Here is a 24,709-nt window from a genome sequence, read left to right as displayed (position 1 = left end):
GACCCGCGGGGACAATCCATTGCGGCGATTCACCGTGAACTTTTTTTATTTTCATACATCTTCTGGTCCGCCTGTTTCATGATGACGGATTCCGAGATTTCCATGTTTTCCCGGACCATTCCGCCGACGGTGCCGTTGATTCTGTTGTACGCCGTCATGATGCCCTCTGCACCGCTCTCCTCAATACATCTGCGGAACGGCTCGAGATACAGCTCATATTTATTCCGCGGGTCAATCGAAGAGTTCTTCCAGCCGCGGCCGACCTCGGTGTTGTTTCCATAGAAGTGTTTCAGGGTTGATGCACAGCGCAGATATTTTGGATCGTCGCCCTGCATTCCCTCGATGTAAGCGCCGGCCATTTTTCCGGTCAGCACAGGGTTCTCGCCGTAGCACTCCTCGTTTCTTCCCCATCTCGGATCACGCTCGAGGTCAACGGTCGGTGCCCAGCGGCTGCGGGAAGGATGTCGTCACGTCCGGCTTTCCTTTACGATCTCAACCGCCTCTTTCACCAGCTCTTCAATGCGGTCGAATTCGTTGTTTTCAATCATCGTATTTTTTACCATCCAGCTTCCGCCGCATGCTGCGATGCGGTCGTATGCCAGGTATTCTCTTACATTCTGCGGGTTGATGCCGCCGGTCGGCATGAATTTCATCATGGTGTACGGTGCTGCGATGGCACGGATGTATTTCAGTCCGCCTGCCGGTTCTGCCGGAAAGAATTTCACCATGGTGAGCCCAAGACCGATTGCCTGCGCCATCTCAGTCGGGGTCACGATGCCCGGGATCACTGGTACTTCGTGTGCCTGGCACCATTTTACTACCTCCGGGTTGAGGCCCGGGCTGACGATAAATTTTGCTCCGGCTTTCACGGCGCGGTCCGCCTGCTCGGTTGTGAGCACAGTTCCGGCTCCCACCAGCATCTCCGGGAATTTTTCGCTCATAATGCGGATGGATTCTTCTGCCGCATCGGTGCGGAAGGTCACCTCGGCGCAGGCAAGTCCGCCCTTGCAGAGAGCTTTGGCAAGCGGCTCTGCTTTTGCTGCATCCTGTAAAACGACAACCGGCACAATGCCGTATGTTCCAAGCTGTTCGAGAATCTGATTCATGATAGCTGTTCCTCCGTTTTGATCTTTATCTGAAATTTATTCTGCATTCTGTTTTTATTTTATTCCCTTGTATCATAACCGGACAAGTTGTTTTTTTCTATTGTGCGAATTGCCGAATACATTGTAAAACTTGCTGTTTTGTGATATGCTGGGAATTGTTGTTATGGTTCAAAAATATCATTTTTTTGCAAGGATGCTTTTATTATGAAAGAAAAACTGCAGACGAAATTTGCCACCCGGCAGTACATGATTTCGGATACGTTTGAGTTATACTATTACAGCACCGACGATGTGCCCGGCGTAAAAGAACATACGCATACGCATTATGAGTTCTATCTCTTTCTCGAAGGGGCGATCTCACTGGAAATCGACGGAGTGCTCTACACACCGACGCCCGGCGATCTTCTTCTGATTCCGCCCGGCGTGCCGCATCATCTGGTGATGCACGACCTGTCTGTGCCGTACCGCCGCTTTGTGTTCTGGGTTAGCGCCGCTTTTGCAGAACAGCTCCGCGCCCGTTCCGCCGACTACGTTTACCTGATGGAATACGCTGCCGAAAATCAGAAATATCTGTTCCTGCTCGATTCCGTCGAGTTCAACACGATCCAGTACCGCACCATCCGACTGATTGAGGAAATGCGGTCCGATCATTTTGGAAAAGAGACGCAGATTTTTCTCTACGTCAGCGACCTGCTGATGCAGATCAACCGCACGGTGTATGAACAGCACCACCCGCTCACCCGGAAGGCGCAGCTTTCGCTGTATGAACAGCTCTGTTTCTATATTGATGAGCACCTGTCCGAGGATCTGTCGCTCGAACGGCTGGCGGCGGAACTTTTTGTGAGCAAATATCACATTGCACACGTTTTCAAGGATGAAATCGGCATGTCGATCCACCAGTACATTTCCAAAAAGCGGCTGGCAAGGTGCCGTGAAGCGCTGCTCGGCGATGTACCGGTCACGAAGGTGTATCTGCTGTTCGGATTTCACGACTATTCGAGTTTTTACCGCGCGTTTAAAAAAGAGTACGGGATCTCGCCGAAGGATTTTAAAGAACTGCATACCGTTACCAGCGATTAACACGGTCGTTCCAAATGCACTGTTCACTTTGTACTTTTCAGGAGGATTTTTAATATGTTTCAGATGTGGGGAAAATTAGTGAAAAACAATCATGTTCTTCAGGATCTTACCGTCTGCATCGACGATGAGGATACCAGAACGCACAAGGTCTTCCGTGCGCTCGATGAAATCTGTGATGCCTGGAATCTGGCGAAGCCGATCTGGCTCGATACGAATATTTCGGAGTTTAAACGGAGATCGAAAACGCGGTTCACACAGGATAATTTTATTGAATCGCTGGAGTTTGATTATCTGGAAATTCAGATTACAGAGGAATAATGTTCTCTCGTTTTTGCAGCGAATAAAGCAAATGTAAAAGCCGGGCATCCGGCGGAACTTGGGAGCGGCTGTTCTTACAGCCCCCTCTGCGGTTCCGTCGGATGTCCGGCTTTTTTTATGTATTTTGTCCCTGGCTTTGTATCCCTTTTATACCACGCGGTTTTCCATGCCGCCTTCCAGGTACGAAGCAATATTTTTCTGCACCAGTCCGATCAGGCGCGTGCGGGCTTCCTTCGATGCCCAGGCGATGTGCGGCGTGATGTACAGGCGGTCGTCGTCCGCCATTTTCAGCAACGGACTGTCGCTGCGGATCGGCTCGCTGGAAAGTACATCGAGCGCTGCTCCGGCGATCAGGCCCTCGCGCAGGGCACAGCAGAGGTCACGCTCATTCACGATCGAGCCGCGGCCGACGTTGATCAGAATTGCGTTCCGCTTCATGTTGGCAAACGTTTCGATATTCATCAGGTTCTCGGTCGCCTCATTTAACGGGGCGTGGATGGAAACCACATCAGAATCCTTCAGCAGACGATAGAGATCGACCCGCTCGTAGTCCGGATCGTCGTGTGCACCGGAGGTGGAGTAATAGATCACACGGCAGCCGAATGCCTGTGCAATCGAAGCCACTTTTCTGCCGATCGCGCCAAGGCCGATGATGCCCCACGTCTTGCCCTCCAGCTCGGTGAACGGTCTGTCCATGCAGGTGAAAAGACTGCTGGCGGCGTAGCTGCCGTTTTTTACGTAATCATCGTAATAACGGAGTTTTTCTGCCAGATAGAAGTACATCGCAAAGGTGTGCTGGGCCACGCTGACGGTGGAATAGCCGGCGACGTTCGTCACGGCGATGTTGTGGCGCTTCACATAATCAAGATCGATGTTGTTGATGCCGGTTGCGGTGACGCAGATCAGTTTCAGGTTCTCCGCGCCGGACAGGGTGCGGCTGCACATGCGCACCTTGTTGCAGATGACGATATCCGCCTCCCGCACACGCTCCGGGCATTCCTCCTCCGTTGTTTTTTCATATACTGTCACTTCTCCAAAACGGGAAAAGCCGGACAGATCCATGTCCTTTCCCAGTGACTCTGCCTCAAGAATTACAAGTCTCATGTTGGTTCCTCCTTTTGCAGATGATGATTCTGCTTTATCCGGGAAAGCAGTGCCGCCTGTCTGTTTTGAAAGACAGCACTGCCTGAAATATTTTTATCTTAGATACCTGCGGACTGCCGATTCGGAAATATGGTCATGTCGATATGCCATGCTCCCCGGCCTGATCCCCTGGTATTTACACGTATTCGCTGATAATTTCCCTCATCAGCTTCTCTTCCTCGGGCGTCAGCATTCCGGCAAACCTGCTCTCGGCCGCGGCGGTCTGGCGGATGCCCTCCCTGACTTTCGAAATCCTCGCTTCTTTTTCCGGGTCTGCGAACAGTTCATTCCGCTCTTTGGCGGACTCGCTTCCCGCAGTCTGCGGTTTTGCTTTCGCCGCTCCGGTTCCTGCCTGTGCCATGGTTTCCGCCTGCACCGGCTGCCGTTCGGTCTGCTGTACGGTTTCCAGCACCGCACTCTGTTTCGTCGCTGCAAACTCATTTTCCAGATAGTCTGTCCAGCCGTTCAGCAGAATTTCCTCTTTTCCGCCGAAATCCAGACAGAGCCGGAAAAAGACAAGGCCTCCGGCGAGCGCGGTGCCCGTTCCGAGGTAGCGCATCAGCTCCGCCTCTCCATAACGGTATCGGTAGATCGCCCACAGCGAAAGAATCGACAGCGCCAGAACCGTGAGGATCATATTCTGGCTTCCGCGCAGAAGCGTCGGGACTGCCATTCCCGCTGACCTGCCCTGTGCAATCTGGCTGCGCATAAACGCCCCGGCATTCGAAAAGGGATGCGCTTTTCTCTGACACGTTTCCAGCACCGACCTGGTCCATTTCGACTTTGGTTCCTTCAGCCTTCCGAGATCGCGGATGGCCCGGGTGTAGAAACGGTTATTCCAGAACAGGCACCACACACCGGCGATTCCTGCTGCTATCATTGCGTATAAGAACACATTTTGTTTCACACAAAACTCCAGCATTCTTATTCCCCCTGATGATTTTTGAATTTGCCTGTTATGATCATATGCCGGTGCTCCCGTTCCGTTGCGGTGCATCGGCGGATGCCGCGGCAGAATTTGCGCGCACAGGATTCTTCCGCTGGCATATCGGCAGTGGAGACGTGTTACAGTTCACAGGTACCTGGGAACTGTAACATTCGCAGCCCTCATTGAAAATTTTGCTTCGCAGAAGGAGGGCTGCTCACACCTGAATCACTTTCTTACGCAGCAAAACAGCAAGTGTTTTACTGCTGAGCAATCCGTAGTGAGCATCTTCTTGTTCCGATGTGCCACAGTATAGCACTGCCGGAAAAATTTGGAAACAAAAAACGTTCGTCAAATTCTTTGTGATTCTGTGCTTTTTTGCGTGAATTTTTATTTTTCGTTCCTTCAGGGGACTGCTTTCGTGCCGGTTCGCGTGGTTTCGCTGGTTTTCGCCTGTCAGTTTGTCGATTTTTTCTTCTTGCTTTTTTTAGATTACAGGCGTTTTACCATTTCCTGCAGCAGGTTGACACAGTGGCGGGCTGCCTCGCTCTCAAAGGTCGGGTAGTCCATCGTTGCGCTGTCGTCTGCTTTATCGGAGATGGCGCGGAGTACGACGTATGGAATCTTGTTCAGATAAGCGCCCTGCGCAATCGCAGCGCCCTCCATCTCGGCGCAGGAACCGTTGAATTCCTCGATCAGATGGTTTTTCACTTCTTTGCTGGAAATAAACTGGTCACCGCTGACCACGCGTCCGCGGAATACCTGGATTTCCGGATTGACTTCCTTGCAGACTTCCTCTGCCACCTCTGCGAGGTGCTCGTCTGCCGGGAAGCTCAAAACACCCATCTGCGGAATCTCGCCGAGCGGGTATCCGAAGATGCGCACATCCATGTCGTGCTGAACAGCATCGGTCGAAATGACGATATCGCCGATGTTAATTTCATTCCGCAGGGAGCCTGCAATTCCGGTGTTGATGACACAGTCCACGCCGTAATCATCCACAAGAATCTGCGTGCAGATACCGGCGTTTACTTTACCGATTCCGCTGCGCACAACAACCACTTCTTTTCCGTTCAGGTAACCGTGGTTGAACTCCATGGATGCTTTCGTGCGGATTGTAACATCCGTCATCATTTCCTTTAAGCTTGCAACTTCAACTTCCATTGCACCGATGATTCCGATTAACTTCATGTTTATGATATCCTCCAATAACTTTACATGTACTCCCCGATTCTTTCTGTTCTTGCTTTTATGAAATCATTTTTGTCAGCGGTCAGCCGCTAAAGTAAGAACGGAAAACTCCGGGAGTCCATTTTCTTTTCCTTCTGGTTTCTTTGTAATTCCTGTTACAGTATACAATAAATTTTGGATCTGTGGTATCTTTTTTCTTTGCTGTTTTCGTAATCTATGATATAATAGCAGGAACCGAAGAATTATCGTGGCTGAAGTTCACGATAATGTTCTAATTTTTTATTCACAAAGGAGGATCTTATCGATGGAATATACAACAAAAGGTACCTGTTCCAGAAAAATTCTGTTTGAGGTAGAAGACGGTAAAGTACACAACGTGCAGTTCGTAGGCGGATGCAACGGAAACACACAGGGTGTTGCAAGACTCGTTGAGGGCATGGACGTAAACGAAGCCATCTCCCGCATGAAAGGCATCGACTGCAACGGACGCGGAACATCATGTCCAGACCAGCTTGCAAAAGCACTGGAACAGGCTATTCAGAAATAACTTTTTTTACGCTTGCTCTTTTTTATTATAATAACTCCCCGGGGAATGCTCACCCCGGGGAGTTTGTAATTTATCCACTTCTGTTTTTTCTTTTCTGATGCAGCACAGCTTCCCTGCCGCCTGCTTTCTTCCGGTTTTTCTTCTATATTAATAGCACAGTCTTTCTTCCAGCCACCGGACTGCTTTATCTGTCCCATTTGTCGCAGAGACTGTTGATCTGATCGGCAAATTTCGAAAGGTCTTTGTTAGCACCGCCTTTGTTTCTTGTAATGACGGTGAGCAGCCGCTGACCAGCCGCAACGAGACGATCGAAGACGGCATTTCCGCTGCTTCTCGTGCGCAGTGTTCCAGCGTTTGCCGTTGTTTCCTTCTGGATCGGAATGCCAACGGTTTTTTCGATGAATTCATTTTCTTTCAGGTCAAATACCGTGCCGGAGAACGGAGCCATCGCTGGGTAGCGGAATTCGTCCCACAGTTTTTCTGCAAAAATTTCCGTCACTTTATCTTCGCCGTGCGTTACGAAAACGCGGTCCGGTTTTGCCCGCAGACTGCCCGCCCATTTGAGCAGTCCTTCCTGATCTGCGTGGCCGCTCATGCCCGGGAACTGGATGATGTGCGCGTTCACATGAACCTCTTCCTGGAACAGTTTCACCTCCTTCGCGCCTCCGATCAGCGCCCGTCCCAGTGTACCGACGGCCTGATAGCCGACGAAGAGAACCGTACTCTCCTGCCGCCAGAGGTTGTGCTTCAGATGATGCTTGATTCGTCCTGCATCGCACATACCGCTCGCGGATATGATGACCTTCGGGGTTTCGTTGAAGTTGATGGCTTTCGACTCATCGGATGTAATCGAGAGCTTTAAGCCCGGAAACAGAATCGGATTAATGCCCTGCGCAAGGAGCGCAGCTGCATCGGAATCGTAGCACTCTTTCTGATGATCGCGGAAAATATTGGTTGCCTCAACGGCAAGCGGACTGTCCACGTAAACCGGGAATTCGCCGTGGCCGTGAACCAGATGCTCTGCCTTAATTTCACGAATAAAGTACAGCATCTCCTGCGTTCTTCCAACAGCAAACGACGGGATCACGAGGTTGCCGCCGCGGTCGAGCGTTTCCTGAATGATTTTTGCCAGCTCCGGTACATAATCCGGTTTCGGACCGTGGCTCCGGTCACCGTAGGTGGATTCCATAATCACGTAATCGGCGCTCTCCGGGTACTCCGGGTCGTTGATCAGAGGCTGATGGATATTTCCGATATCGCCGGAGAAGAGCAGTTTTTTCGTCACACCGTCCTCTGTCAGCCACAGCTCAATGGATGCGGAGCCGAGCAGATGACCGGCATCGAGAAAACGGATCTGAATGCCGTCCGATAGTGTCACACGCTGATGATACGGAATGCCTTCCAGCAGACGGATCACGCCGAGGGCGTCCTCCATCGTATATGGCGTAACGTAATCTTCTTTTCCCGCCCGGCGGTTCTTGCGGTTCCGCCACTCGGCCTCGGCAAGCTGAATGTGTGCGCTGTCGCGGAGCATGATGTCCGAAAGTGCTACCGTCGCCGGAGTCATATAGATTGGGCCGCGGAAGCCGTGTGCATACAGCAGCGGCAGATTTCCGGTGTGATCGATGTGCGCGTGCGTGATCAATACAAAATCAAGCTGGGATGCCGGGACCGGAATCGGCTTGTTTTCATAAATATTCGGTCCCTGCTCCATACCGCAGTCCACTAAAAACTTCTTCCCGGCAGCCTCCAGATAATAACAACTGCCCGTCACTTCATGTGTTGCTCCAAGAAATGTAAGACGCATAAGATGCCTCCTGTTCTCCCGTTTTGTTCGGGGACAAAATGTTGTCACTGCGGGTCAAATCACGCGTTATGCGTTTGGCCCGTTATCGCGGCAGTCGTCAAGTTCCCATGCCAGCATGGTCTTTGACGCGTTGTCCGCGAAAATAATCTGAAATTCCTTTTGTATTTTATGCTTATTCTCTCTTTTTTGATTATTATAGCATAATATCTGGCAGATTCCAACGGAATTTTAAGGCAGATTGCACAACAATCTTGATATTTTTGTTCAATTATGGGCATCGGCTTGTAGAAACGTACAGAAAAGAGGCACCGGTATTCCTGCAGTAATACCGATGCCTCACTTATCGGGGTCAGCCGATGTTCCGTATGATCACTCACACGCTGAACATAGTAACACATGATGACTCAGATCTGTGTTGTGGTTGGAAAAAGGAATTTCGACGCGTTGAAAATCCTGAAAGATCTGCGTTTTCGTCTTAATATATTCATTGTTATAAGGTTTCTATAGGGGACTGGCCCCGAAATTTTTAAGGGGTGAGGGAGTGTAAACTGGGTCGGGTTAGAAATTGTTTCCGGTCGTTTACGCTATCTCTCTTGTGCTTATATTCATAATATTTTTTGCTCGTTTTAATTTGAATATTCGTAACTTTCAGTTAGCCAATGTAGATTCCATTTGTTGAACTTCCACCATTCTCAAGTACTCCATTCTTTGTACATGAATGATATCCTCTTAAGCGATAATAGTACCCTTTTTCTACTTTTACCTGTGTACTCATATACAAAGAATTCGTATTATACGATACTTTGTCCCATTTTTGATAACTATAAAAGTTCCCATCCCCACTAGACCGTTCCAAATACACATTCAACTTCACCGTATTACAGCTAACGTTGCATTCCGTTCCTCCGGTTATTCCAACATACCCGTTTCCATTATTAGTAATTCTCACAAATCCTTGGTGCAGATATGTACTTCTCGCTACACTCTGGTAGTCTCCAAAAGCTTCTAGATCATTTGTCAATTCAGATCCATCAATAATACTGCCTAAATAATCCAACGCATCTGCATGCACATCAACTGTATTCAAAGACATCGCTACAATGAGCATCGCACAAAAGAGTAAGTTTTTTAAATTTATAACCTTTTTCATACTTCCTCTTTCCCCTCGTCTTCACCTACATATTATATACGTGCATTTCATAAAATAATTACACATTATACTGCATTTCATTTATAATTTTCACCAATTCCTCCTTTTCTATCTGTCCGCTTAATTGATAATAGGCATCTTTATATTTCCATAATGCATAATAATTTTCTTCTCCATTCTCTGCTAAAGTTCCCATTTCAATTTCTATCACATCATCAAGTGTTTCTACTTGAACCTTTTCTTTGTCTTTCCAATTGCCTTGTGACAAATCTTTTTCATTTGCTGCCAAATGAAAATAGATAGAATGTTCTCCATATTGATATTGGATCACCGCCATTTCCGTTTCTTCAAATATCATAAATTGACTATATTTCATTCCATCTGGTACATAATAAAATTCCGGCACCTCAATATGGATTTTTTCTACGATCTCTGTTTTTGCTTGTTCAAAATTTATTTCTGATCCGTCCCGATTTTCACCATTATCTGTCCACGTCACGTCACCCGTATTCCGAACCCCACTAATCGTCTCCACCAACCGAATCCGATTCGCCTCGCTCGTCATACTAGCTCCAAACACGCAAGCTCCCACAACCAACACAACACCAGCCGCCTTTGCCGTCCGTACCCAGTGTTTTGTTGTTTTCGCTCTCTTCGCAATCTTCTTCTGTCTCTCCGCCTGCTTTTCGCGTTCCACCTTTTTCGCCACGATCTGGCGGCGGATCTCCAGTGTTTTTTCTGTCGGGTTGCCTTCTGCGTCCGCGAGTCCTTCCTTCTGGAGACGCTGCTGGAAGCGCTCGTACATTGCGTTCAATTCTTCCTCTGAAAGCGCAGGCGCAGCCTCCGGCTCCTGTTCTGTTGCTGTGTTTCCTTCCTCTGCCTTTACAACTGCCGATTCCCCTTCCACCGTTTTCGAATCCGCAGCCATTTTTTCTTCCATCGTCTGCTCCAGTTTCTTTTTCAGCTGTTCTTCTTTTTCTATCTTTTTCATCTTCTTCCGTTCCTCGGCATTTTCCATGTTGTAACCGCTCTTGACTTTTTTTCTTCTTGAGGGGATAATAAAAGCCAAATGATATTATCAAATTCCAGGGAGGAATTCTCATGAAGCATATTGTTCTGACAGGCGGAGGTACCGCCGGCCATGTTACCCCGAATATTGCCCTGATTCCAAAATTAAAGGAAGCAGGTTATAAAATCTCTTATATCGGTTCCTACGACGGTATGGAGCGCAAGCTGATCGAAGATCTCGGCATTCCGTATTACGGAATTTCATCCGGAAAGCTGCGCCGCTACTTCGATCCGAAAAACTTTTCCGATCCATTCCGCGTCGTAAAAGGCTACTTTGAAGCAAAAAAACTGCTCAAAAAGCTGAAACCAAACGTTGTCTTCTCCAAAGGCGGCTTCGTTTCGGTACCGGTTGTCCTTGCCGCCAAAGCATGTAAAGTCCCGGCGCTCATCCATGAATCGGATATGACGCCTGGCCTGGCAAATAAGCTGTGTATTCCGTCCGCTGCAAAGGTCTGCTGTAATTTCCCGGAAACCGTTAAATGTCTCCCGGAAAACAAAGCCGTTCTGACCGGAACGCCAATCCGCCAGGAACTGCTGTCCGGCGATGCACGGGAAGGCCTGAAGTTCTGCGGATTCAATGCCGCAAAACCGGTTATTCTCGTCATCGGAGGAAGCCTCGGTTCCGTCGCTGTCAATCATGCGGTCCGTTCTATTTTACCAGAACTTCTGAAAGATTTCCAGGTGATTCATCTCTGCGGTAAAGATAAACTGGATGCATCCTTAAATGGTACCGAAGGTTACGTTCAGTTCGAGTACATCAAAGATGAGCTCCCGGATCTCTTCGCCGCAGCAGATCTGATCATCTCCCGCGCCGGCGCAAATGCGATCTGCGAAATCAGTGCTCTGGCAAAACCAAACATTCTGATTCCGCTTTCTGCCAATGCCAGCCGCGGAGACCAGATTTTAAATGCGCGTTCCTTTGAGCGTCAGGGTTACAGTAAAGTTCTGGAAGAAGAATCCGTGAATGCGCAGACTCTTCAGTCCGCAATCCGTGAGGTTTACGAAAACCGTCAGACCTACATCAATGCGATGAAGAAGAGCAGCCACACCGATTCCATCGGCCGCATCCTTTCCCTGATCCAGGAATGCGAACGCAAATAGTAACTACAGAAATCCCCTTTCTCTGGCTTTGTCAGCAAAGTGCTGGCAAAGCCATTTTTTCGTCCGGGTCATTTTCACCCGCAGATTTCCGATGGTGATACCCATTTCGGATGCTACTTCCTTTTCCGAACGCTCATGCACCTTGATTTCACGCGTAATATAATAACCCGATTCATCATGATCTTTCAGTGCATCCATCACTTCCTGAAAAAAATGATTTCTCTCCTGCTTTTCTTCCTCTGCAAGCGTCGGAAGTTCCATCTCTTCCGCCCGAAGATCCTCATCCAGTTCGTTCCAGTCAAAACGTTGTGTTTTTCTTTGATAATCAATTCCCAGATTCTTTGCAGCGACACGGACCCAGCCTTCTACTCTGTCTTCATCCAGCGCATCAATATTCAGGTACAGTTTCACCATCGTTTCCTGTGCGATATCATCCGCATCGGCTTCATTGTGCACCACCTGCATTGCGGCTGAATAGGCTGTCATTACATACTTTTTATATATTTCTGAAAAGTTATTTTTGTCCATTGTTCTCCGCCCCTGTTCGTCTGTCATTGATTCTTTTTCTGGCTGCTGCCAGCCTTTTCTCAGGCCTTCAGCTCTGCCGTCACGCTCTCAATGATCTGCTCTTTTACCGCATCCTCGAGAGTTCCCTGCTTCCATGCAGCAATACCGGCATTGTCACCTTCATATCTTGGAATCAGATGCATATGGAAGTGGAATACCGTCTGTCCTGCTGCCTCACCATTGTTCTGTACCAGATTGAAGCCATCAGAATGAAGCGCTTTCGTCATGGCCGTCGCCATTTTTTTGCCGAGAATCATTGCTTTCGCTGCGGTTTCATCCGGAATTTCATAAATGTTTGCAAAATGCTGTTTTGGAAGAATCAGCGCATGTCCTTTCGTTGCCGGTCCCTGATCCAGAATGACACGGAACTCATCGTCCTCATACAATGTCGCGGTTGGAATTTCTCCGTTTGCTAATTTACAAAAAATACAATCCATGATCTTTTTCTCCTTTACTTTTTTTAATTCTTCTGTTGCTCCGAATCCCGTTCTGCACGGTTCCGAACAACTCTATTTTCTCACTATTTGTCGAAAAATGTCAAATAATGCAGAACGCTTTTTGTTGCGCGCTCCCCCTTTTCAATGCTAAACTTTTGCCTAATCAAAAATCATTACCTACGCATCATAAGGAGGATACGGCTATGTCAAAAGAACCAACAACCAATTCACAGGGCTTATCGGAAGAATGTCACGCTATGATTTCCCGGATTTCACATGAGGTTCGAAATCCTGTTGCGGTTATCCACAGCTTTCATCAGCTTCTTCTTTTAGCGCATCCGGAGCTTTCCAACGATCTCTATTTTCAGAAAATCCAGGAAAATATGGCTTTTCTGAACTCCCTGCTCGATGAGCTCTCCTGCTATAATCATTCATATCGGGCGGTACGCGCTTACGTGAATCCTTATCTTCTGCTCCAGAATCTCTGTGCCGATACCGGCGTTCTCCTCGAAAAACAACAGGTTTCCATTGAACTTGTCAAGGAATCTGCCATTCCGCGCTTTGCCCTTGATACCACGCAATTTCGTCAGCTTTTTCTGAACCTGATCCGAAATGCGGCGGAAGCAATGCCTTCCGGCGGAACGATCAAAATCTCTCTCTGTTTCGACGGTGACTTTCTGACCATCCGTGTGCAGGACACTGGCTGCGGAATCCCCGCCGAGGATCTGCCGACTCTCTTTGACCTTTTTGTCACACATAAGAAAAACGGAACCGGCCTTGGACTTGCCATCTGCAAGGAAATTGTAACCGCACACGACGGCACGATTTCCGTTTCTTCCGTTCCCGGGGAAGGAAGCACCTTTACGGTCGTTTTCCCCTTTTCCTGATCCTTGCCATTCCCGGATAGAGAACCGCCATCAGGACTGCACCTGCCAGAAAACCGCCGATGTGTGCGAAGTTGTCCACATTTGAAGACTGGAATCCGACCAGCAGCGAAAGGACAGCCATGACGGCCATCCGCCGGAAGGTGAGATCCTCCAGCCTTCCTTTCCGAAATGCCAGAAGAACAAGCATCGCTCCGACAGCAGAAAAAATCGCTCCCGAAGCGCCGGCGGAAACTGCCGGTGCTTCCCCTGTTTTCATCAGGGACAGTTCATGCAGATACGAGCACAGATTTCCGACGAGTCCGCCGCCCAGATAGATGACCAGATAACGGATCTTTCCAGCTGCGCGTTCCAGGTAATCCCCAAGGAACAAAAGAAGCAGCATGTTGTTGATCAGATGCTGGATGCCAAAGTGAAGAAACATACTCGTAAACAGGCGATAGTATTCTCCGCTCTCAATCAGCGGCGCATACGCCGCACCGCAGTCCATCATATGTCTGGAGCTCTCTGTCCCTCCGGTCAGTGTGACTGCAAGGAATACCAGAATATTGCATACAACGATGACCAGATTGATGCTGTTTTTTGATCTCTTCCACATACGGTCCACGATATCTTCGTTCGGATCGTAACTGTTTTTCCTTTGTTCTTCCATTACATCATTTCCTTATCTGTGCTATTTTTTTATTATAATTTAATTCACTTGTAAATGCAAGAAATCGTCAAATTTTTTTCTTTTTTGATAAACGTTTTTCGACAATTATTGACGCTTCACGACGACTTTCGACGTTTTATGACATTATTTTTTACATTATTTCTTTTTTTAATTTTATGCATAATTTTCTTTTCTATAATATTTTTGTTTCATTCGCATAACTTTTTTCTTTGATCATTCTGCCATATTAAAAATAACGCATCCAGCGCTTTCTCCAAATCGAAAAAGTGTAATGCGTCATTTTTCTCTAATTTCTGTTTTTCTCTCCCGCCTTATACCGGTATTTCTTCCCGGCAAATGAGATATCGTCTCCATCCTCCAGCTTCTTTTTTGTCTCGCCCATCAATGGAACGCCATTCACCGTTGTTCCGTTCCGCGAATTCAGATCCAGCAGATAATCTCCCTCTTCTGTACTGACCAGCTTTGCGTGAAGGCGGCTTACCGTACGGTATGGCAGAATTACATCTGCCGCCGCTGACAGTTTTCCAATCAATGTGCTTCCGCGTTCAATCGGAATCAGCGGAAGATCAATCGGATCTATCGGAATCAGATATGCCCTTCCCTCATCCTCCGGGCTGGTCAGCAGTTCCGTTTTTCCAAACAGATCCTCTTCATGCCCCTCCAATTCCATCAGGCTGTGCATCTTTCTGTTTTCCTGTTCTTCATTCTTTTCCCATGTTTTCTCTTTTTCGACTGAGGAATCCCTTTTCCATCCCTGCTGTTCTGTATCGCTTTTCGGATTCCATGTTCCATCTTTCTGTTTTAGGCCCTTCCGATTCTGATATTCCGAAAATACATCTCCTGTTTCTCCTTGTTTCCGGATTCCTGCGGCCTTCCCATAGCTTCCTGTTTCTGTTCCCGACTGCCGCTTTTTCCATCGACTGACAAGTTCCAATGCCAGACTTACAATTCCCACAACAGCCGCCGCTCCTCCCAGCACCAGATACCAAACAGTTTCGGCCTGTGTCCACCGCAGTGCCAGCACACCTCCCAGAAATCCGATGCAGATCACTGCTTCCACAATATTTTTCCAGCGTCCCTCATCCTTTTCTTCCTCCGCTTCCACAAAAAAATTTTCCGCCGCTTCCGCTTCTTGTTCTCCCCAAAGTGTTTCCTCCATCTGTACAGGCGGATTTTCTTCCCTGGGACGCTCTTTTCCCTCCTGCTCCGTCGTTTCTTTCTTCTCTTTCCCTGTCTGATATAAGAGTGCCTGAATCATCTCAACCGAAAAGATCTCCGCCGAAATCTCCCGATACAGTCCATACCCGAGTACTACCGCATCCTGCTCCTGGTGATCCAGCTTCGGCAGCAGATATTCCATCAGCTCCCGGATCTGCTTCTGAAAACAGCCTGTGTGTCTCTGCTTTCCCGGCAGATAACAGAAGGAAAAGTTCTCCAGATTTGCATCTGCAAAAACCAGCTCCGGCTGCAGAACGAGGCCGTCCGGTGCAAGCAGGTACTGCCCCAGTTCTTCGAGAAGATCCAGCAGCTGTTCAAACAGTTTCCGCAGCGCCTCCGCCCCAATCGAGCGCTGTTCAAACACACTCTGAAGTGACTGCCTTGATGTCACTTCATAGTAAAACAATGTTTTATCATCCATTTTCCCGATTTTGCAGTCCAAAAGCCCTGGGATTGCGTTTGTCAGCAGCATACGGATCTGATACGACGCCGTGTCCGGCTCTTTTTCCTCCTGTAAAATAACATATGTATGATTCAAATCTCTTTTATAATCAATCTGCATTTCTCCGCTTCCGTCCTTACTTCTGGTTCCAGATCTGTTTTACTGCCCGTATCTTCCGGATCGTTTTCACCGGATTGTTTCTCCTGCTTTCACTCAAAACCGAATATTCCCACGCGTTCCGGCTCCAGATTGGCAGAATGTTTCCTTCTGCTTTTATCTGAATCTCTTTTTCTCTGCACACCGTCTGTACGGTCACCGGTTCAGCCGGAAGCGGTATCTGGGAAATCCACCATTCCATCCGGCTTTGGGCGGCTGCCTCTCCTTTTTCCACGGACAGGCGGCCTTCACTGGCGGCAAGCATTGTGCTTTCATATGCCGCAAATGTATACCAGCTCCGTGCGTGCACAAAAAATGTCAGCGACAACAGAAGAAAAATCACCATCAGAACAAGCGGCACGACCAGAACTGCCTCTACCGTAATACTTGCTTTTCTCATTTTCACTTTCAAAGCATTCCGCACCTCCCCACAAATCCAAGCAGCAGAAACGGCACCAGCGGTATAGAATCCTGTTTCCGTATTTTCTTCCGCATCAGAAGAACTCCGCAGAGTACCGAACAGAGAATGAGTCCCAGCGTCAGAACGCCGAACGTCTGCCCAAATCCCAGCCAGATTCCAACCGTCAGAAGCAGAAGGCCGTCCCCGTATCCCACCTGTTCCCGTGATATATAACTGAGCGTCAGAAATCCTGCTCCCGGCAGCAGGGACAGCAGCCATTCCAGCCACGATGTCTGTTCCACCAGAATCTGCCATCCAATGCCTGCAAGGAATAAAACACCGGTCAGGACAAGGCTGATCTGCCGTTTCCTCACATCCATTCCGGCAAGAATCCCCAGATACAGCAATATAATTGCACTCTTTACTTCTTCCTGATACACAGCCGCGGCCTCCTTTCCGCAAACCCGAGTTTCTGTTTACCGTCCTTCTTTCCGGTCTCACCCGGAAAGAAGACACCTGCTCTGCTCATATCCGGCTTTCTTACGCCGCCTTTTTCGCGCATTTCGAGCACTGCGGCAGTCCATCCGTCTGTTCCAGTGCTACAAGTTTTACTTTACGTTTCAGCCCTTTGCAGGAAAGACTGTTATGATACCGGTTTCCGTATTTCGTATAGTAAACTTCCGCACCCGCAGCGCCATTTCCCACACACTGTTCGCATTCCTTATATTTTTCTCCATCCTGATTCCGTTTCCACGCAAGCGCACCCGGTGAGGAAACCTGGATCGAAAGATTGATATGACTGCACGACGAATCGGTATGATACACACTGCCGTTCTCAGTCACCCACACCATCTGTTTTGCTTCGCCCTCTTCTTCATCCGCCTCCTCTTCTGTCTTTCCGCAGAACAGATGCACTTTCGCACACGCTGCAATTCCCCGGTTCCGCACCGGAACGAGGCGGTTTCCCATTTTCGGCCAGTAAATCGCTTTCAGTTCCAGCCATCCATTTTTCACACGGCTTCCTGCCAGTGTCACCATTCCATTTTCGCGGATTTCTTTTGGAATCTTTGCTTCTGCATAAGCAATGCACGCGGCCGTTTCTGGTATTTCATACGTTTCTTTTCCCGTCTCATCCACCGCGTAGGCACAAACGGAAAGATACCGCGCGGACTCCTGCAGAGATACCGTCAGCATTCCATGCAGCCGGTAAAGATCCACGATTTTTAATAACACAAGAACCGCGATCAGAAAAACAGGAAGTGCCAGTGAAGCTTCCACCGTCAGGCTTGCCCTGTTCCATTTTCGTTTTACAAAAGGCTGCTCTCCTGATCCGGATTTATAAAAATTCCCGGAAGAGTGGATAAGTTTTTTGATAAGGTTCCAGAAATAAATGTGCCGTTCAGAAGAACACCCTTTTGTATCCCTGCCGGAGTCATCCCATTTTTCAGGCTGCTCCCTGCATCTCATATCCATAATTTCTCGTAATCTCATACTCTCGTTTCCCAATTACCGCCGTAAAACCGGCTTCCAGTTCATCGACACAGCAATCCAGTCGGAAACCCGGCTGCTGCTGTTCTGTCCGCATATTGTATTCCACCAGATCCATCGCTCCAAACGTTACCGCTTTTCCCGATTTCTGCATCAAAAGCAGCCGCAGATAATCGGAATACTCCATGCCGCCCGGTGCATTTTTTCTGCTCTGATCCCCTGTTTCCAGCAGTTTCGGAAGCTGTTCCAGAGAAAGCTGCCACGATTCTGCCGTTTTGAACAGTGCTACTTTTCCACCATCCAGCAGTTCCCGCAGATCCAGAATGCTTTCTGCAAATGCCCAGCACACGGCAAGTGCCATTTTCACAACCGGCATCGCCGCCGGAACTCCAAATGACGCGGCAATTACCCCCGCCATTGCTTCCATCTCGCCCTGCTTCTGCGCATCTTTCGCCAGATACACCAGATTTGCCGCCTCCCGCAGCGCCAGCAGACGGTTCACGGTTCCCGCCAGATTATCCTGGTCACTGTTTTTTCCGCAGAGCACATATTCCACCTGGCACTGCAGCCCTTCCTTCTTCTCCTTGCTGGTATAGCACGGAAATTTCCACAGAATATATTCGGACGAAAGCATCTTATCCACAAAGCTCAGTTCTTTTCCACACTCTGCCATGCCAAACCCGCTCTGCAGCTCCCGTTTTGATGCAAGAAACGATACATCCGTTTCCCCCTGCGACAGTGCCTGCCCTTCCGGGAGGACCAGTCCTAAAATTCCCATTTTCATTACTTTTTGAATGACCTCAATCGGATTCACAAAATCTTCCGGTACCGGCTGCTTCTGATCCGGTTCCGAAGGCGTGCCGTTTCCAGATTCTCCTTCACCTTCTGTTTTTTCTGTTCCCTCTTCTGGCTGTTTGGATTCTTCATACTGTTTTAAAACCTCCTCTTCCTCGTAACCGCTCTGTCCGTCCTCCTGACGTTTCACGGTTTCCTGTTCTCCTCTTAATTTCTGGGAAAGCTGCTGTATTCCATAAGTTCCAAGGCTGGCTTTCATTGCCTCACAGATCTGACGGGAGAAAGCACTTCCCTCCTCGTCTGTCGCAAGACGATAGCCGCCGAGATAAACTTCTGTAACCTGTCCGCCAGATAAACTGCCTGATAGAATTCCCATCCCCGATGCAGTGGGGGACAGAACTTCTCCCGCAGTTTCTGCGACTTTTCTGCTCATGGTTTCAGGTTTCCAGACACCGCTCTTATCCCCGCCGTTATAAAAAAACAGCTCGTACTGTCCCAGCAGTGTTCTGTCATACCCGGCAAACAGAGAATACAGTCCCTGTTCCATTGCGCAGGCCGTCATCACCCGTGCATGGGCATTTCGCACCGACGCAATTGTCCCGGAAATCAGGGAAAGCATCAGTATCAGAACGAGACACAAATATGCTGTTATGCTTCCGGCTGCCCATCTTTTCTGTCTTTCTGTTTCCCTCATGGGATACAGCTCCTTCCACTTTACTTTTACTTTTTCGAACTTTAGATGCCGTGGATCGGATAAAGGATATACCGAGACACAGATATGCAAATGACATATAGGTCCGTACCGGCTTCTAAATTTTTCTTTGGAGTTCCGTATTGGACATTTTCCCGTTTATACGGTGTTGCTCTGGTTTGTGACTTTCTCCATCAGACTGTTGACCAGACTCACAAGCTGCTTTTTAAAGATTAGTACGAGTCCGATCAGCACAACGAGAATCAGAATCACTTCCACAACACCCACCGCATCTTCCTCTTTCCAGAACTCCGATATCAGCTTCATAATTCCCACCTCCCTCTCTTTACCAGCTGTTGTGGGGATAAAAACATCCCCTATGCATAAAAGGACAAAAATGCCGGAACCGTGAGTATGACCAATACAACCGCAAGCATCATGCCCATCGGAAGAAGAAGCTTTGTCGATGCCTTTTCTCCTGTTGTTTTCGCCTGCCTTCTTCTCTCCTCAAAGGCCTCCTGCGATTCCTGTTTCAATAATTCCAGCAGTCCTTTACTGCCTTTTTTCAGATTCTGCGTCAGCAGAACAGCAAGGGAACGATACGCTCCGGTTCCCATACGCATTCCCATGCGCTGGTACGCTTCCTGCTCGGAAACACCGTTTTCCATCTCCTGGCAGGTAAATACAATCTCTTCATAGGCAAAACGTTTCTGCCCGCCAAGCGCCAGATTTTTCCGGTAATCCACTGCAATCCGCTCGAGTACTTTCCGCATCCCAAGCCCGGCACCCAGAAGAAGAACCATTTTGCTGACAATTTCGGGATAATCCCGCAGCATCTGTTCTTCTCTTTTCTGCCTTTCTTTTTCTTGTTCCCTTCCTTTTGCCGCCCAGCAGACTGCTCCTGCCGCCGCGGCAAGTGCCATAAGTTCCAGACCTGTCAGATCCGGCACTTTTGACCATGTTACAGTTTCTCCGTTCAGTGTCTCCGGCAGATAATAGGCTGTTTCTTCGGGATGCGCTTCGTTTTCTTTTTCCACTGCTTTTTTCAGTGCCCTAAGAACCGCATCCCGCCCTTTTATCTCCGGTGGATAGACCTGAACCTTCCGTATATATTCTGTTGTTTCCCCCTGAAGTTCCAGTTCCGCTTTCAGCGTAACCTCCACTCCTTCTTCGGGAATCTCGTCTGACAGCAAACCCCGGCTGTCAATCAACAACGGCCTGTCTGTTTCCCAGCTAAGCGCCACCGGGCTTCCCGGTATTTCCGTAACCAGATCCATGTTTCTGTTTACCGTATGAAAAGACAGATTCCCACCTAAGATGATTTCATCCAGCGCCTCTATCGCCGCACTGAACGCCTCTTCTATCTCTTCTGCGCTGTAAGCTCTTGCAGGTACAGACAGTGTAATTCTTTCCGGTTTCTGATTTCCAACAGAAACCTCAAGTTTTTCCTCTGTCGGTTGGCTGCCTAAGGCACCCCGTTCCAGTTGAAGTTCCGCTTTTTCATCTCCTGAAACTTTTCGCACTCCGATCGGAAGGCAGAGTGCAGTGCCCGCTATAAACCCTGTCGCTGCAAGGCAGAAAATCCGTCTCACCAATTTGTGATCTTCCGCCTTTTTTCTCATCCGGAAATACCAGATGAACAGCCCCGCCCATGCGGTCAGACAAATCCACAACATTTGATTCCTCCCCTTTTTTGCGGACGAATCGTTATGATTCGCAGTCTTACTTTTTAAACTTCAATTGCTTCTTAAAACTCAATGTCCAGAATCTTCTTTCCAAGCACCCATGCCGCCAGATACACGGCAAGGCATCCGCTCATGAAGAAAACCCCGATTACATTCCCATACATCACACTTAAGAATTCCGGAAAGGAAAGCTGTACATATCCCAGAATTCCGAACGGCACAACACTCATAATATTCTGCTCGAACCGCCGGGAAGAAACGCCCGCACGGATTTCCCGCATCGTGTCAATTCTCGTACAGAAAATATCCCACGTATTCTGAAAGATCTCGCAGACATTTCCTCCTGTCCGCTTCGCAATCACCAGTACACTTGCAAACGTCGCAATATCGTCAATGCGGCTTCGCACCGCAAGATCCTGAAACAGTTGTTCCACCGGCACGGAAATCATCATTTTATGACGCATCCGGCGCAGTTCCTGTACCAGAATGTTTTCTTTTCCCAGCGACTGTTCCAGCTGTCCTGCCGCCTCCAGCACTGCATTTTCCATGGAATAGCCGGAACGCAGTGCCGTGTGCATCCACGCAATCAGATCCCGGAAGCTGTCGTACAGCTCCTCTTTCCGTCTCTGAATCCGGTTTTTCCGATACGTGTGAAAACATACGATTCCAACCGGAACCACAGCAATGCATGCCCACCACGCCCGGTAACAGAGTAGGTTCACAGCGACGGCAATCCCAAGACTGATTCCCGCTATTTCGAGATATTCCCGACCGGTAAATTCCCAGGTCTGATAGTCGATCCCTTTCGTCTCCTTCTCCTCTGCCATGCCCGTCTTTGCCTGGCTTCCCTCACGTATTCTCATCCTGTTTTCCCCTCCAGTTTTTCTCTGTGTACCAGTTCGCCTGTCTTTTGCAGGCCTCTCCCATATTCTCTTCGAAACAAAGAAACCGTTTTGATTTCGTCCTCCTCCATCCCTGTGATCTCTGCGATCTCCTCCACCCGACGGCTTCCATCCTCTCCGCGTCCTAAATGCACGAGAATTTCGATTCCCGATGCAATCTGGCGGCGGATTGCTTCCAACGGGAGCTGCACTCCCATCAGCACCATCGTTTCCAGACGGGAGATCATATCTTTCACGCTGTTTGCATGTGCCGTGCTCAAAGATCCCGCATGCCCGGTATTGAGTGCGGATAATAATTCAAACGTTTCCGCTCCGCGCACTTCGCCGATAATTACGCGGTTCGGCCGCATACGCAAAGCTGCGCGGATCAGATCGCGGATCGTAATTTCTGTTCCTGATTCCAGATTTGCCTCTTTTGCTTCCAGCCGCACCAGATTCTCCACACCCTGGATCTGCAGCTCTGCATTGTCTTCGATGGTTATGATGCGCTCGCCCTTTGGAATGTAGGCGGAAAGCACATTCAGAAATGTCGTTTTGCCAGATCCGGTCGCCCCGCCGATCATCATGCTGTAGCGGGTCCGGACGAGAGCCTGCAGAAACTCTGCCGCCTCTTTTGTAATACTCCCGATGGAGACCAGAAATTCCATCGTCACCGCCTGCTCCGGAAAGCGGCGGATGGTCAGAATCGGTCCGTTTAATGCGACCGGTTTCATGACAACGTTGACGCGGTCTCCATTTTCCAGCCGTGCATCCACAATCGGATTCTGTTCATTCACCACGCGGTTGCACCGGCCTACAATCTGCTGAATCACATCCTCCAGCTTTTCTGCGGAGGTAAAGCTTTTGCCGTATCTCTCGATTCTGCCGTTCCGTTCCACGAAGATATGCTGATAACCGTTTACCATAATTTCGGTAATTGCCGCATCTTCCAGCAGCTCCTGCAGGACATCGAGCCTCCGCACACTGTAGAACAGCTGTCTGCGCAGCTCCGCCTTCTGTGCCACCGGAAGATACCGTGTTTCTTCTTCCCCTAAAATCAGACCGTCAATCTCTTCGAGAACCTCTCCGTCATCCGGTTCGGATGCGATATCGATCCGCTCCATCAGTTTTCTCCGCAGAATTTCCGGCATTGTCATGTTTCTTCTCCTCTTCTGCCGTCCCGCAGAATCTGACGCACATAGTCGCCCAGCTCGCTCCAGACAAGCTCCTCAAAGTAGGCTTTTCCCGTCCGGTTTGCCGTGTGGAACGGAACGTGGATTTTCCGCATCTTGTCCAGCACCGACTGGCAGTCCCACCGGCGCAGCAAATTTTCAAACTGCTCCATTTTTGCCGCAGAAATCACATCATTCCTTATCGGAACGTAAATTTCATTGCAAAAATCCAGGATCTGATACAAATCCGCCACGCCATCCCCGAGGTCGAGAATCAGCACTTCATAACTGCTGTTCTTCTCAATCTCCTGAAACAGCCATTTCCATTCTTCGTATTTTGCAGTCTGAATGTCCATCGGCGATGCGGCGGGCGGCAGATAATCCAGGTTCTGCATCGACTGGACCATTCCGCCCAGTTTGTAGATGATGCCCTGATTTTCCTGTCTCGCATAATACAGAATATCGCTCATCCCCCTGTCGTAACTGCATTCCAGCAGCCGTTCAAATCCGGAATAGCTCTCCATGTTGAGATACAGCACTGCCCGCTCCTTCGCCAGAATCTGCCCCATCGTCAGGGCAAACGAGGTCTTCTGCGTCCGTCCGACCGGCGAATAAATGCCGATGATGCGCATTTCCTTTTTCGGCAGCAGTGCAGGCGATGTATCGACACCGTTTTCTACGCCGTAGCACGCCATGACCTCGCGGATCACCTTTTCCGACGACTGGTATTTGTAGACCGCCGGATACTGATCCAGCACCGGACTGTGTACGCCCTCAGACAGAATGATAATCTGACGGATCGGATACCGGCGGATCTCTTCTTTCATCGCTTTATCCGAAATCAGAAGAATCTCTGTTTCGTTATTCTTTGCGAACTCCAGAAACATCTCCGCACTGGAAAATGCATGCACTTCGAACGGAATATTTCTCTTCTGGTTCAGATATTCCATAAAATTGCGTGCATATTCCATTTCCGTGTCACAGACTGCAAAAACACTCTTTTTCTTTGCAGTATTCAATAAAATCCCCCAATCCAGAGCAGCACTCCCATCAGCACGGGAACGGAAAAATGGATGCACTCCATGCCCCACTTCCCATCGTAATAGGGAACCGGCTCTGTTTTTTTCTGGTATTTTCTTTTGGTAAAATAAGTTTGGAAATAATTGAAAAATTTGGTAAGACGCTGCGGTAAATTTCCGCAGACGAGAATAATTCCGATAGATAAGACCGCTCCAGACAGGAACGACACAATCATACATTTCAGGATCGCTGGCACACCGAGAAAGCCTCCAACAGCGGATAGGAGTTTGATATCTCCCGCGCCCAGCATATGAAAATAGAACAGAATGTAAAGTGCGAGTATCGGGAAAAGCATCCCAAAAAGAAAAATACCCGCTCCCGCGGCGCCATAGCGGATGAGCTGTGTAACCAGCCCGACGATCCATGCGGTGATAATCCATTCATTTGCAATTCTGCGTGTTCTTAAATCCATCCATACCGCCCCTGTCGCAACTGTCAGTACCAGACAGCGCTGCAAAGACATTTTGTCTCTCACCTCCCGTTTCGTTTGGGTCAACTTGATTGTGAGGTCATTATAGTTGCCTCTTTTCGATTTGTCCAGCGGTTTTCGGCAATTTTTTCCGGTTTGTGAATTGCCTCCAAAAACGGGATGAAAATTTCTCACACCAAAAAGAAAAATCGTGTGAAAGGTTTTCCGTTTTTCGCGGATTCGTAGAATCGTATCGCAATTTCACCGCTGCTTTTTGGCTATTATTTTATGATCC

The 24,709-nt window shown here is 48.8% G+C and carries 27 protein-coding genes and 1 pseudogene; 5 read left to right on the top strand and 23 right to left on the bottom strand.

What is annotated here, in order from left to right; genetic code table 11:
• Positions 1–29: 29 nt before the first annotated feature.
• Together DWX26_RS12335 and DWX26_RS12330 are read right to left on the bottom strand one after the other, a co-directional pair.
• A pseudogene (locus DWX26_RS12335) lies at positions 30–437 on the bottom strand (glycoside hydrolase family 3 N-terminal domain-containing protein); the annotation flags it as partial.
• A 30-nt stretch (positions 438–467) separates the two neighbouring features.
• Positions 468–1,106, bottom strand: a complete 639-nt coding sequence (locus DWX26_RS12330; RefSeq protein ID WP_118601524.1) for a bifunctional 4-hydroxy-2-oxoglutarate aldolase/2-dehydro-3-deoxy-phosphogluconate aldolase — start codon at positions 1,104–1,106, stop codon at positions 468–470.
• A gap of 204 nt (positions 1,107–1,310) precedes the next feature.
• On the opposite strand from DWX26_RS12330, the gene DWX26_RS12325 reads away from it, so the two are divergent.
• Both DWX26_RS12325 and DWX26_RS12320 read left to right on the top strand, forming a co-directional pair.
• Positions 1,311–2,186, top strand: coding sequence for an AraC family transcriptional regulator (locus DWX26_RS12325; RefSeq protein ID WP_118601523.1), 876 nt, complete (start codon positions 1,311–1,313; stop codon positions 2,184–2,186).
• Positions 2,187–2,240: 54 nt separating this feature from the next.
• Entirely contained in the window at positions 2,241–2,504 is a 264-nt protein-coding gene (locus DWX26_RS12320) for a hypothetical protein (protein WP_118601522.1), read from the top strand.
• A gap of 147 nt (positions 2,505–2,651) precedes the next feature.
• Here DWX26_RS12320 and DWX26_RS12315 read toward each other — a convergent pair whose 3' ends face one another.
• The 3 genes from DWX26_RS12315 to DWX26_RS12305 form a co-directional block, all read right to left on the bottom strand.
• Positions 2,652–3,608, bottom strand: coding sequence for a D-2-hydroxyacid dehydrogenase (locus DWX26_RS12315; RefSeq protein ID WP_022461361.1), 957 nt, complete (start codon positions 3,606–3,608; stop codon positions 2,652–2,654).
• 175 nt (positions 3,609–3,783) lie between these two features.
• Entirely contained in the window at positions 3,784–4,569 is a 786-nt protein-coding gene (locus DWX26_RS12310) for a hypothetical protein (protein WP_117802479.1), read from the bottom strand.
• Between the two features lie 495 nt (positions 4,570–5,064).
• A complete protein-coding gene (locus tag DWX26_RS12305; protein ID WP_022461363.1) occupies positions 5,065–5,763 on the bottom strand; it encodes a 5'-methylthioadenosine/adenosylhomocysteine nucleosidase in 699 nt (232 codons plus the stop codon).
• A gap of 304 nt (positions 5,764–6,067) precedes the next feature.
• Between DWX26_RS12305 and DWX26_RS12300 the strand changes: the two genes are divergently transcribed.
• Positions 6,068–6,310: a TIGR03905 family TSCPD domain-containing protein gene (locus DWX26_RS12300; protein ID WP_022461364.1), complete on the top strand. Its 243-nt coding sequence runs from the start codon at positions 6,068–6,070 to the stop codon at positions 6,308–6,310.
• On the opposite strand, the gene DWX26_RS12295 is transcribed toward DWX26_RS12300, so the two are convergent.
• The 4 genes from DWX26_RS12295 to DWX26_RS12280 all read right to left on the bottom strand — a co-directional run bounded on the left by DWX26_RS12295 (position 6,301) and on the right by DWX26_RS12280 (position 10,207).
• Positions 6,301–6,507 (bottom strand): hypothetical protein, encoded by a 207-nt coding sequence (locus DWX26_RS12295; protein WP_118601521.1) that lies wholly within the window; start codon positions 6,505–6,507, stop codon positions 6,301–6,303. The genes DWX26_RS12300 and DWX26_RS12295 overlap by 10 nt on opposite strands.
• A complete protein-coding gene (locus tag DWX26_RS12290) occupies positions 6,495–8,117 on the bottom strand; it encodes an MBL fold metallo-hydrolase RNA specificity domain-containing protein (RefSeq protein ID WP_055219142.1) in 1,623 nt (540 codons plus the stop codon). The genes DWX26_RS12295 and DWX26_RS12290 overlap by 13 nt, the downstream gene beginning before the upstream one ends.
• 652 nt (positions 8,118–8,769) lie before the next feature.
• Entirely contained in the window at positions 8,770–9,267 is a 498-nt protein-coding gene (locus tag DWX26_RS12285) for a DUF6147 family protein (RefSeq protein ID WP_118601520.1), read from the bottom strand.
• 58 nt (positions 9,268–9,325) lie between these two features.
• Positions 9,326–10,207 carry a DUF4367 domain-containing protein gene (locus tag DWX26_RS12280; protein WP_158580610.1) on the bottom strand — a complete coding sequence of 294 codons (882 nt, stop codon included), beginning with the start codon at positions 10,205–10,207 and terminating at the stop codon, positions 9,326–9,328.
• A gap of 161 nt (positions 10,208–10,368) precedes the next feature.
• Here DWX26_RS12280 and DWX26_RS12275 point away from each other — a divergent pair, with 161 nt between their 5' ends.
• Positions 10,369–11,436, top strand: a complete 1,068-nt coding sequence (locus DWX26_RS12275; RefSeq protein WP_055219136.1) for an undecaprenyldiphospho-muramoylpentapeptide beta-N-acetylglucosaminyltransferase — start codon at positions 10,369–10,371, stop codon at positions 11,434–11,436.
• Positions 11,437–11,439: 3 nt separating this feature from the next.
• Here DWX26_RS12275 and DWX26_RS12270 read toward each other — a convergent pair whose 3' ends face one another.
• Positions 11,440–11,964, bottom strand: coding sequence for an RNA polymerase sigma factor (locus tag DWX26_RS12270; RefSeq protein WP_158568377.1), 525 nt, complete (start codon positions 11,962–11,964; stop codon positions 11,440–11,442).
• A 59-nt stretch (positions 11,965–12,023) separates the two neighbouring features.
• Positions 12,024–12,440 carry an HIT family protein gene (locus DWX26_RS12265; protein ID WP_172680766.1) on the bottom strand — a complete coding sequence of 139 codons (417 nt, stop codon included), beginning with the start codon at positions 12,438–12,440 and terminating at the stop codon, positions 12,024–12,026.
• A gap of 203 nt (positions 12,441–12,643) precedes the next feature.
• On the opposite strand from DWX26_RS12265, the gene DWX26_RS12260 reads away from it, so the two are divergent.
• Positions 12,644–13,327, top strand: coding sequence for a two-component system sensor histidine kinase NtrB (locus tag DWX26_RS12260; RefSeq protein WP_055219129.1), 684 nt, complete (start codon positions 12,644–12,646; stop codon positions 13,325–13,327).
• Here DWX26_RS12260 and DWX26_RS12255 read toward each other — a convergent pair.
• The 12 genes from DWX26_RS12255 to DWX26_RS12200 form a co-directional block, all read right to left on the bottom strand.
• Complete coding sequence (locus DWX26_RS12255) at positions 13,302–13,976, bottom strand: rhomboid family intramembrane serine protease (protein ID WP_243030665.1); 675 nt, start codon at positions 13,974–13,976, stop codon at positions 13,302–13,304. The two genes, DWX26_RS12260 and DWX26_RS12255, sit on opposite strands and share 26 nt — an antisense overlap.
• Positions 13,977–14,283: 307 nt before the next feature.
• On the bottom strand, positions 14,284–15,777 hold the full coding sequence (locus tag DWX26_RS12250; protein ID WP_118601518.1) for a DUF6382 domain-containing protein: 1,494 nt from the start codon (positions 15,775–15,777) through the stop codon (positions 14,284–14,286).
• A 16-nt stretch (positions 15,778–15,793) separates the two neighbouring features.
• On the bottom strand, positions 15,794–16,219 hold the full coding sequence (locus DWX26_RS12245; protein ID WP_238061911.1) for a TadE/TadG family type IV pilus assembly protein: 426 nt from the start codon (positions 16,217–16,219) through the stop codon (positions 15,794–15,796).
• A gap of 2 nt (positions 16,220–16,221) precedes the next feature.
• A complete protein-coding gene (locus tag DWX26_RS12240; protein ID WP_022461943.1) occupies positions 16,222–16,653 on the bottom strand; it encodes a prepilin peptidase in 432 nt (143 codons plus the stop codon).
• A 100-nt stretch (positions 16,654–16,753) separates the two neighbouring features.
• A complete protein-coding gene (locus DWX26_RS12235) occupies positions 16,754–17,491 on the bottom strand; it encodes a hypothetical protein (RefSeq protein WP_147326115.1) in 738 nt (245 codons plus the stop codon).
• Positions 17,492–17,657: 166 nt separating this feature from the next.
• The gene (locus DWX26_RS12230) at positions 17,658–19,190 is read right to left on the bottom strand and encodes a DUF5702 domain-containing protein (protein ID WP_055226610.1); all 1,533 of its coding nucleotides are present in this window, start codon (positions 19,188–19,190) and stop codon (positions 17,658–17,660) included.
• A 156-nt stretch (positions 19,191–19,346) separates the two neighbouring features.
• Positions 19,347–19,514, bottom strand: coding sequence for a Flp1 family type IVb pilin (locus DWX26_RS12225; protein WP_022461946.1), 168 nt, complete (start codon positions 19,512–19,514; stop codon positions 19,347–19,349).
• Positions 19,515–19,564: 50 nt separating this feature from the next.
• Positions 19,565–20,863 (bottom strand): type II secretion system F family protein, encoded by a 1,299-nt coding sequence (locus DWX26_RS12220; protein ID WP_118601517.1) that lies wholly within the window; start codon positions 20,861–20,863, stop codon positions 19,565–19,567.
• Between the two features lie 71 nt (positions 20,864–20,934).
• A complete protein-coding gene (locus tag DWX26_RS12215; RefSeq protein ID WP_118601516.1) occupies positions 20,935–21,735 on the bottom strand; it encodes a type II secretion system F family protein in 801 nt (266 codons plus the stop codon).
• Entirely contained in the window at positions 21,732–22,910 is a 1,179-nt protein-coding gene (locus DWX26_RS12210) for a CpaF family protein (protein WP_118601515.1), read from the bottom strand. The genes DWX26_RS12215 and DWX26_RS12210 overlap by 4 nt, the downstream gene beginning before the upstream one ends.
• Positions 22,907–23,944, bottom strand: coding sequence for a hypothetical protein (locus DWX26_RS12205; RefSeq protein ID WP_226906364.1), 1,038 nt, complete (start codon positions 23,942–23,944; stop codon positions 22,907–22,909). Before DWX26_RS12205 ends, DWX26_RS12210 begins: the two co-directional genes overlap by 4 nt.
• On the bottom strand, positions 23,941–24,609 hold the full coding sequence (locus DWX26_RS12200; RefSeq protein WP_147398127.1) for an A24 family peptidase: 669 nt from the start codon (positions 24,607–24,609) through the stop codon (positions 23,941–23,943). The genes DWX26_RS12205 and DWX26_RS12200 overlap by 4 nt, the downstream gene beginning before the upstream one ends.
• Positions 24,610–24,709 lie beyond the last annotated feature (100 nt).

The sequence above is a fragment of the Blautia sp. AF19-1 genome (genome assembly GCF_003479155.1).
In the GTDB taxonomy this organism is placed as follows: Bacteria; Bacillota; Clostridia; order Lachnospirales; family Lachnospiraceae; genus Fusicatenibacter; species Fusicatenibacter saccharivorans.
Note: the sequence above shows the minus strand (reverse complement) of the source record. Positions and strands in the feature narration are given on the sequence as shown.

Excerpts from the sequence above, each read along its gene's own strand:
- DWX26_RS12330 (WP_118601524.1), bottom strand. The coding sequence starts at position 1,106 with ATGAATCAGATTCTCGAACAGCTTGGAACATACGGCATTGTGCCGGTT.
- DWX26_RS12325 (WP_118601523.1), top strand. The coding sequence starts at position 1,311 with ATGAAAGAAAAACTGCAGACGAAATTTGCCACCCGGCAGTACATGATT.
- DWX26_RS12320 (WP_118601522.1), top strand. The coding sequence starts at position 2,241 with ATGTTTCAGATGTGGGGAAAATTAGTGAAAAACAATCATGTTCTTCAG.
- DWX26_RS12315 (WP_022461361.1), bottom strand. The coding sequence starts at position 3,608 with ATGAGACTTGTAATTCTTGAGGCAGAGTCACTGGGAAAGGACATGGAT.
- DWX26_RS12310 (WP_117802479.1), bottom strand. The coding sequence starts at position 4,569 with ATGCTGGAGTTTTGTGTGAAACAAAATGTGTTCTTATACGCAATGATA.
- DWX26_RS12305 (WP_022461363.1), bottom strand. The coding sequence starts at position 5,763 with ATGAAGTTAATCGGAATCATCGGTGCAATGGAAGTTGAAGTTGCAAGC.
- DWX26_RS12300 (WP_022461364.1), top strand. The coding sequence starts at position 6,068 with ATGGAATATACAACAAAAGGTACCTGTTCCAGAAAAATTCTGTTTGAG.
- DWX26_RS12295 (WP_118601521.1), bottom strand. The coding sequence starts at position 6,507 with ATGGGACAGATAAAGCAGTCCGGTGGCTGGAAGAAAGACTGTGCTATT.
- DWX26_RS12290 (WP_055219142.1), bottom strand. The coding sequence starts at position 8,117 with ATGCGTCTTACATTTCTTGGAGCAACACATGAAGTGACGGGCAGTTGT.
- DWX26_RS12285 (WP_118601520.1), bottom strand. The coding sequence starts at position 9,267 with ATGAAAAAGGTTATAAATTTAAAAAACTTACTCTTTTGTGCGATGCTC.
- DWX26_RS12280 (WP_158580610.1), bottom strand. The coding sequence starts at position 10,207 with ATGGAAGAAAAAATGGCTGCGGATTCGAAAACGGTGGAAGGGGAATCG.
- DWX26_RS12275 (WP_055219136.1), top strand. The coding sequence starts at position 10,369 with ATGAAGCATATTGTTCTGACAGGCGGAGGTACCGCCGGCCATGTTACC.
- DWX26_RS12270 (WP_158568377.1), bottom strand. The coding sequence starts at position 11,964 with ATGGACAAAAATAACTTTTCAGAAATATATAAAAAGTATGTAATGACA.
- DWX26_RS12265 (WP_172680766.1), bottom strand. The coding sequence starts at position 12,440 with ATGGATTGTATTTTTTGTAAATTAGCAAACGGAGAAATTCCAACCGCG.
- DWX26_RS12260 (WP_055219129.1), top strand. The coding sequence starts at position 12,644 with ATGTCAAAAGAACCAACAACCAATTCACAGGGCTTATCGGAAGAATGT.
- DWX26_RS12255 (WP_243030665.1), bottom strand. The coding sequence starts at position 13,976 with ATGGAAGAACAAAGGAAAAACAGTTACGATCCGAACGAAGATATCGTG.
- DWX26_RS12250 (WP_118601518.1), bottom strand. The coding sequence starts at position 15,777 with ATGCAGATTGATTATAAAAGAGATTTGAATCATACATATGTTATTTTA.
- DWX26_RS12230 (WP_055226610.1), bottom strand. The coding sequence starts at position 19,190 with ATGAGGGAAACAGAAAGACAGAAAAGATGGGCAGCCGGAAGCATAACA.
- DWX26_RS12225 (WP_022461946.1), bottom strand. The coding sequence starts at position 19,514 with ATGAAGCTGATATCGGAGTTCTGGAAAGAGGAAGATGCGGTGGGTGTT.
- DWX26_RS12220 (WP_118601517.1), bottom strand. The coding sequence starts at position 20,863 with ATGTTGTGGATTTGTCTGACCGCATGGGCGGGGCTGTTCATCTGGTAT.
- DWX26_RS12215 (WP_118601516.1), bottom strand. The coding sequence starts at position 21,735 with ATGAGAATACGTGAGGGAAGCCAGGCAAAGACGGGCATGGCAGAGGAG.
- DWX26_RS12210 (WP_118601515.1), bottom strand. The coding sequence starts at position 22,910 with ATGACAATGCCGGAAATTCTGCGGAGAAAACTGATGGAGCGGATCGAT.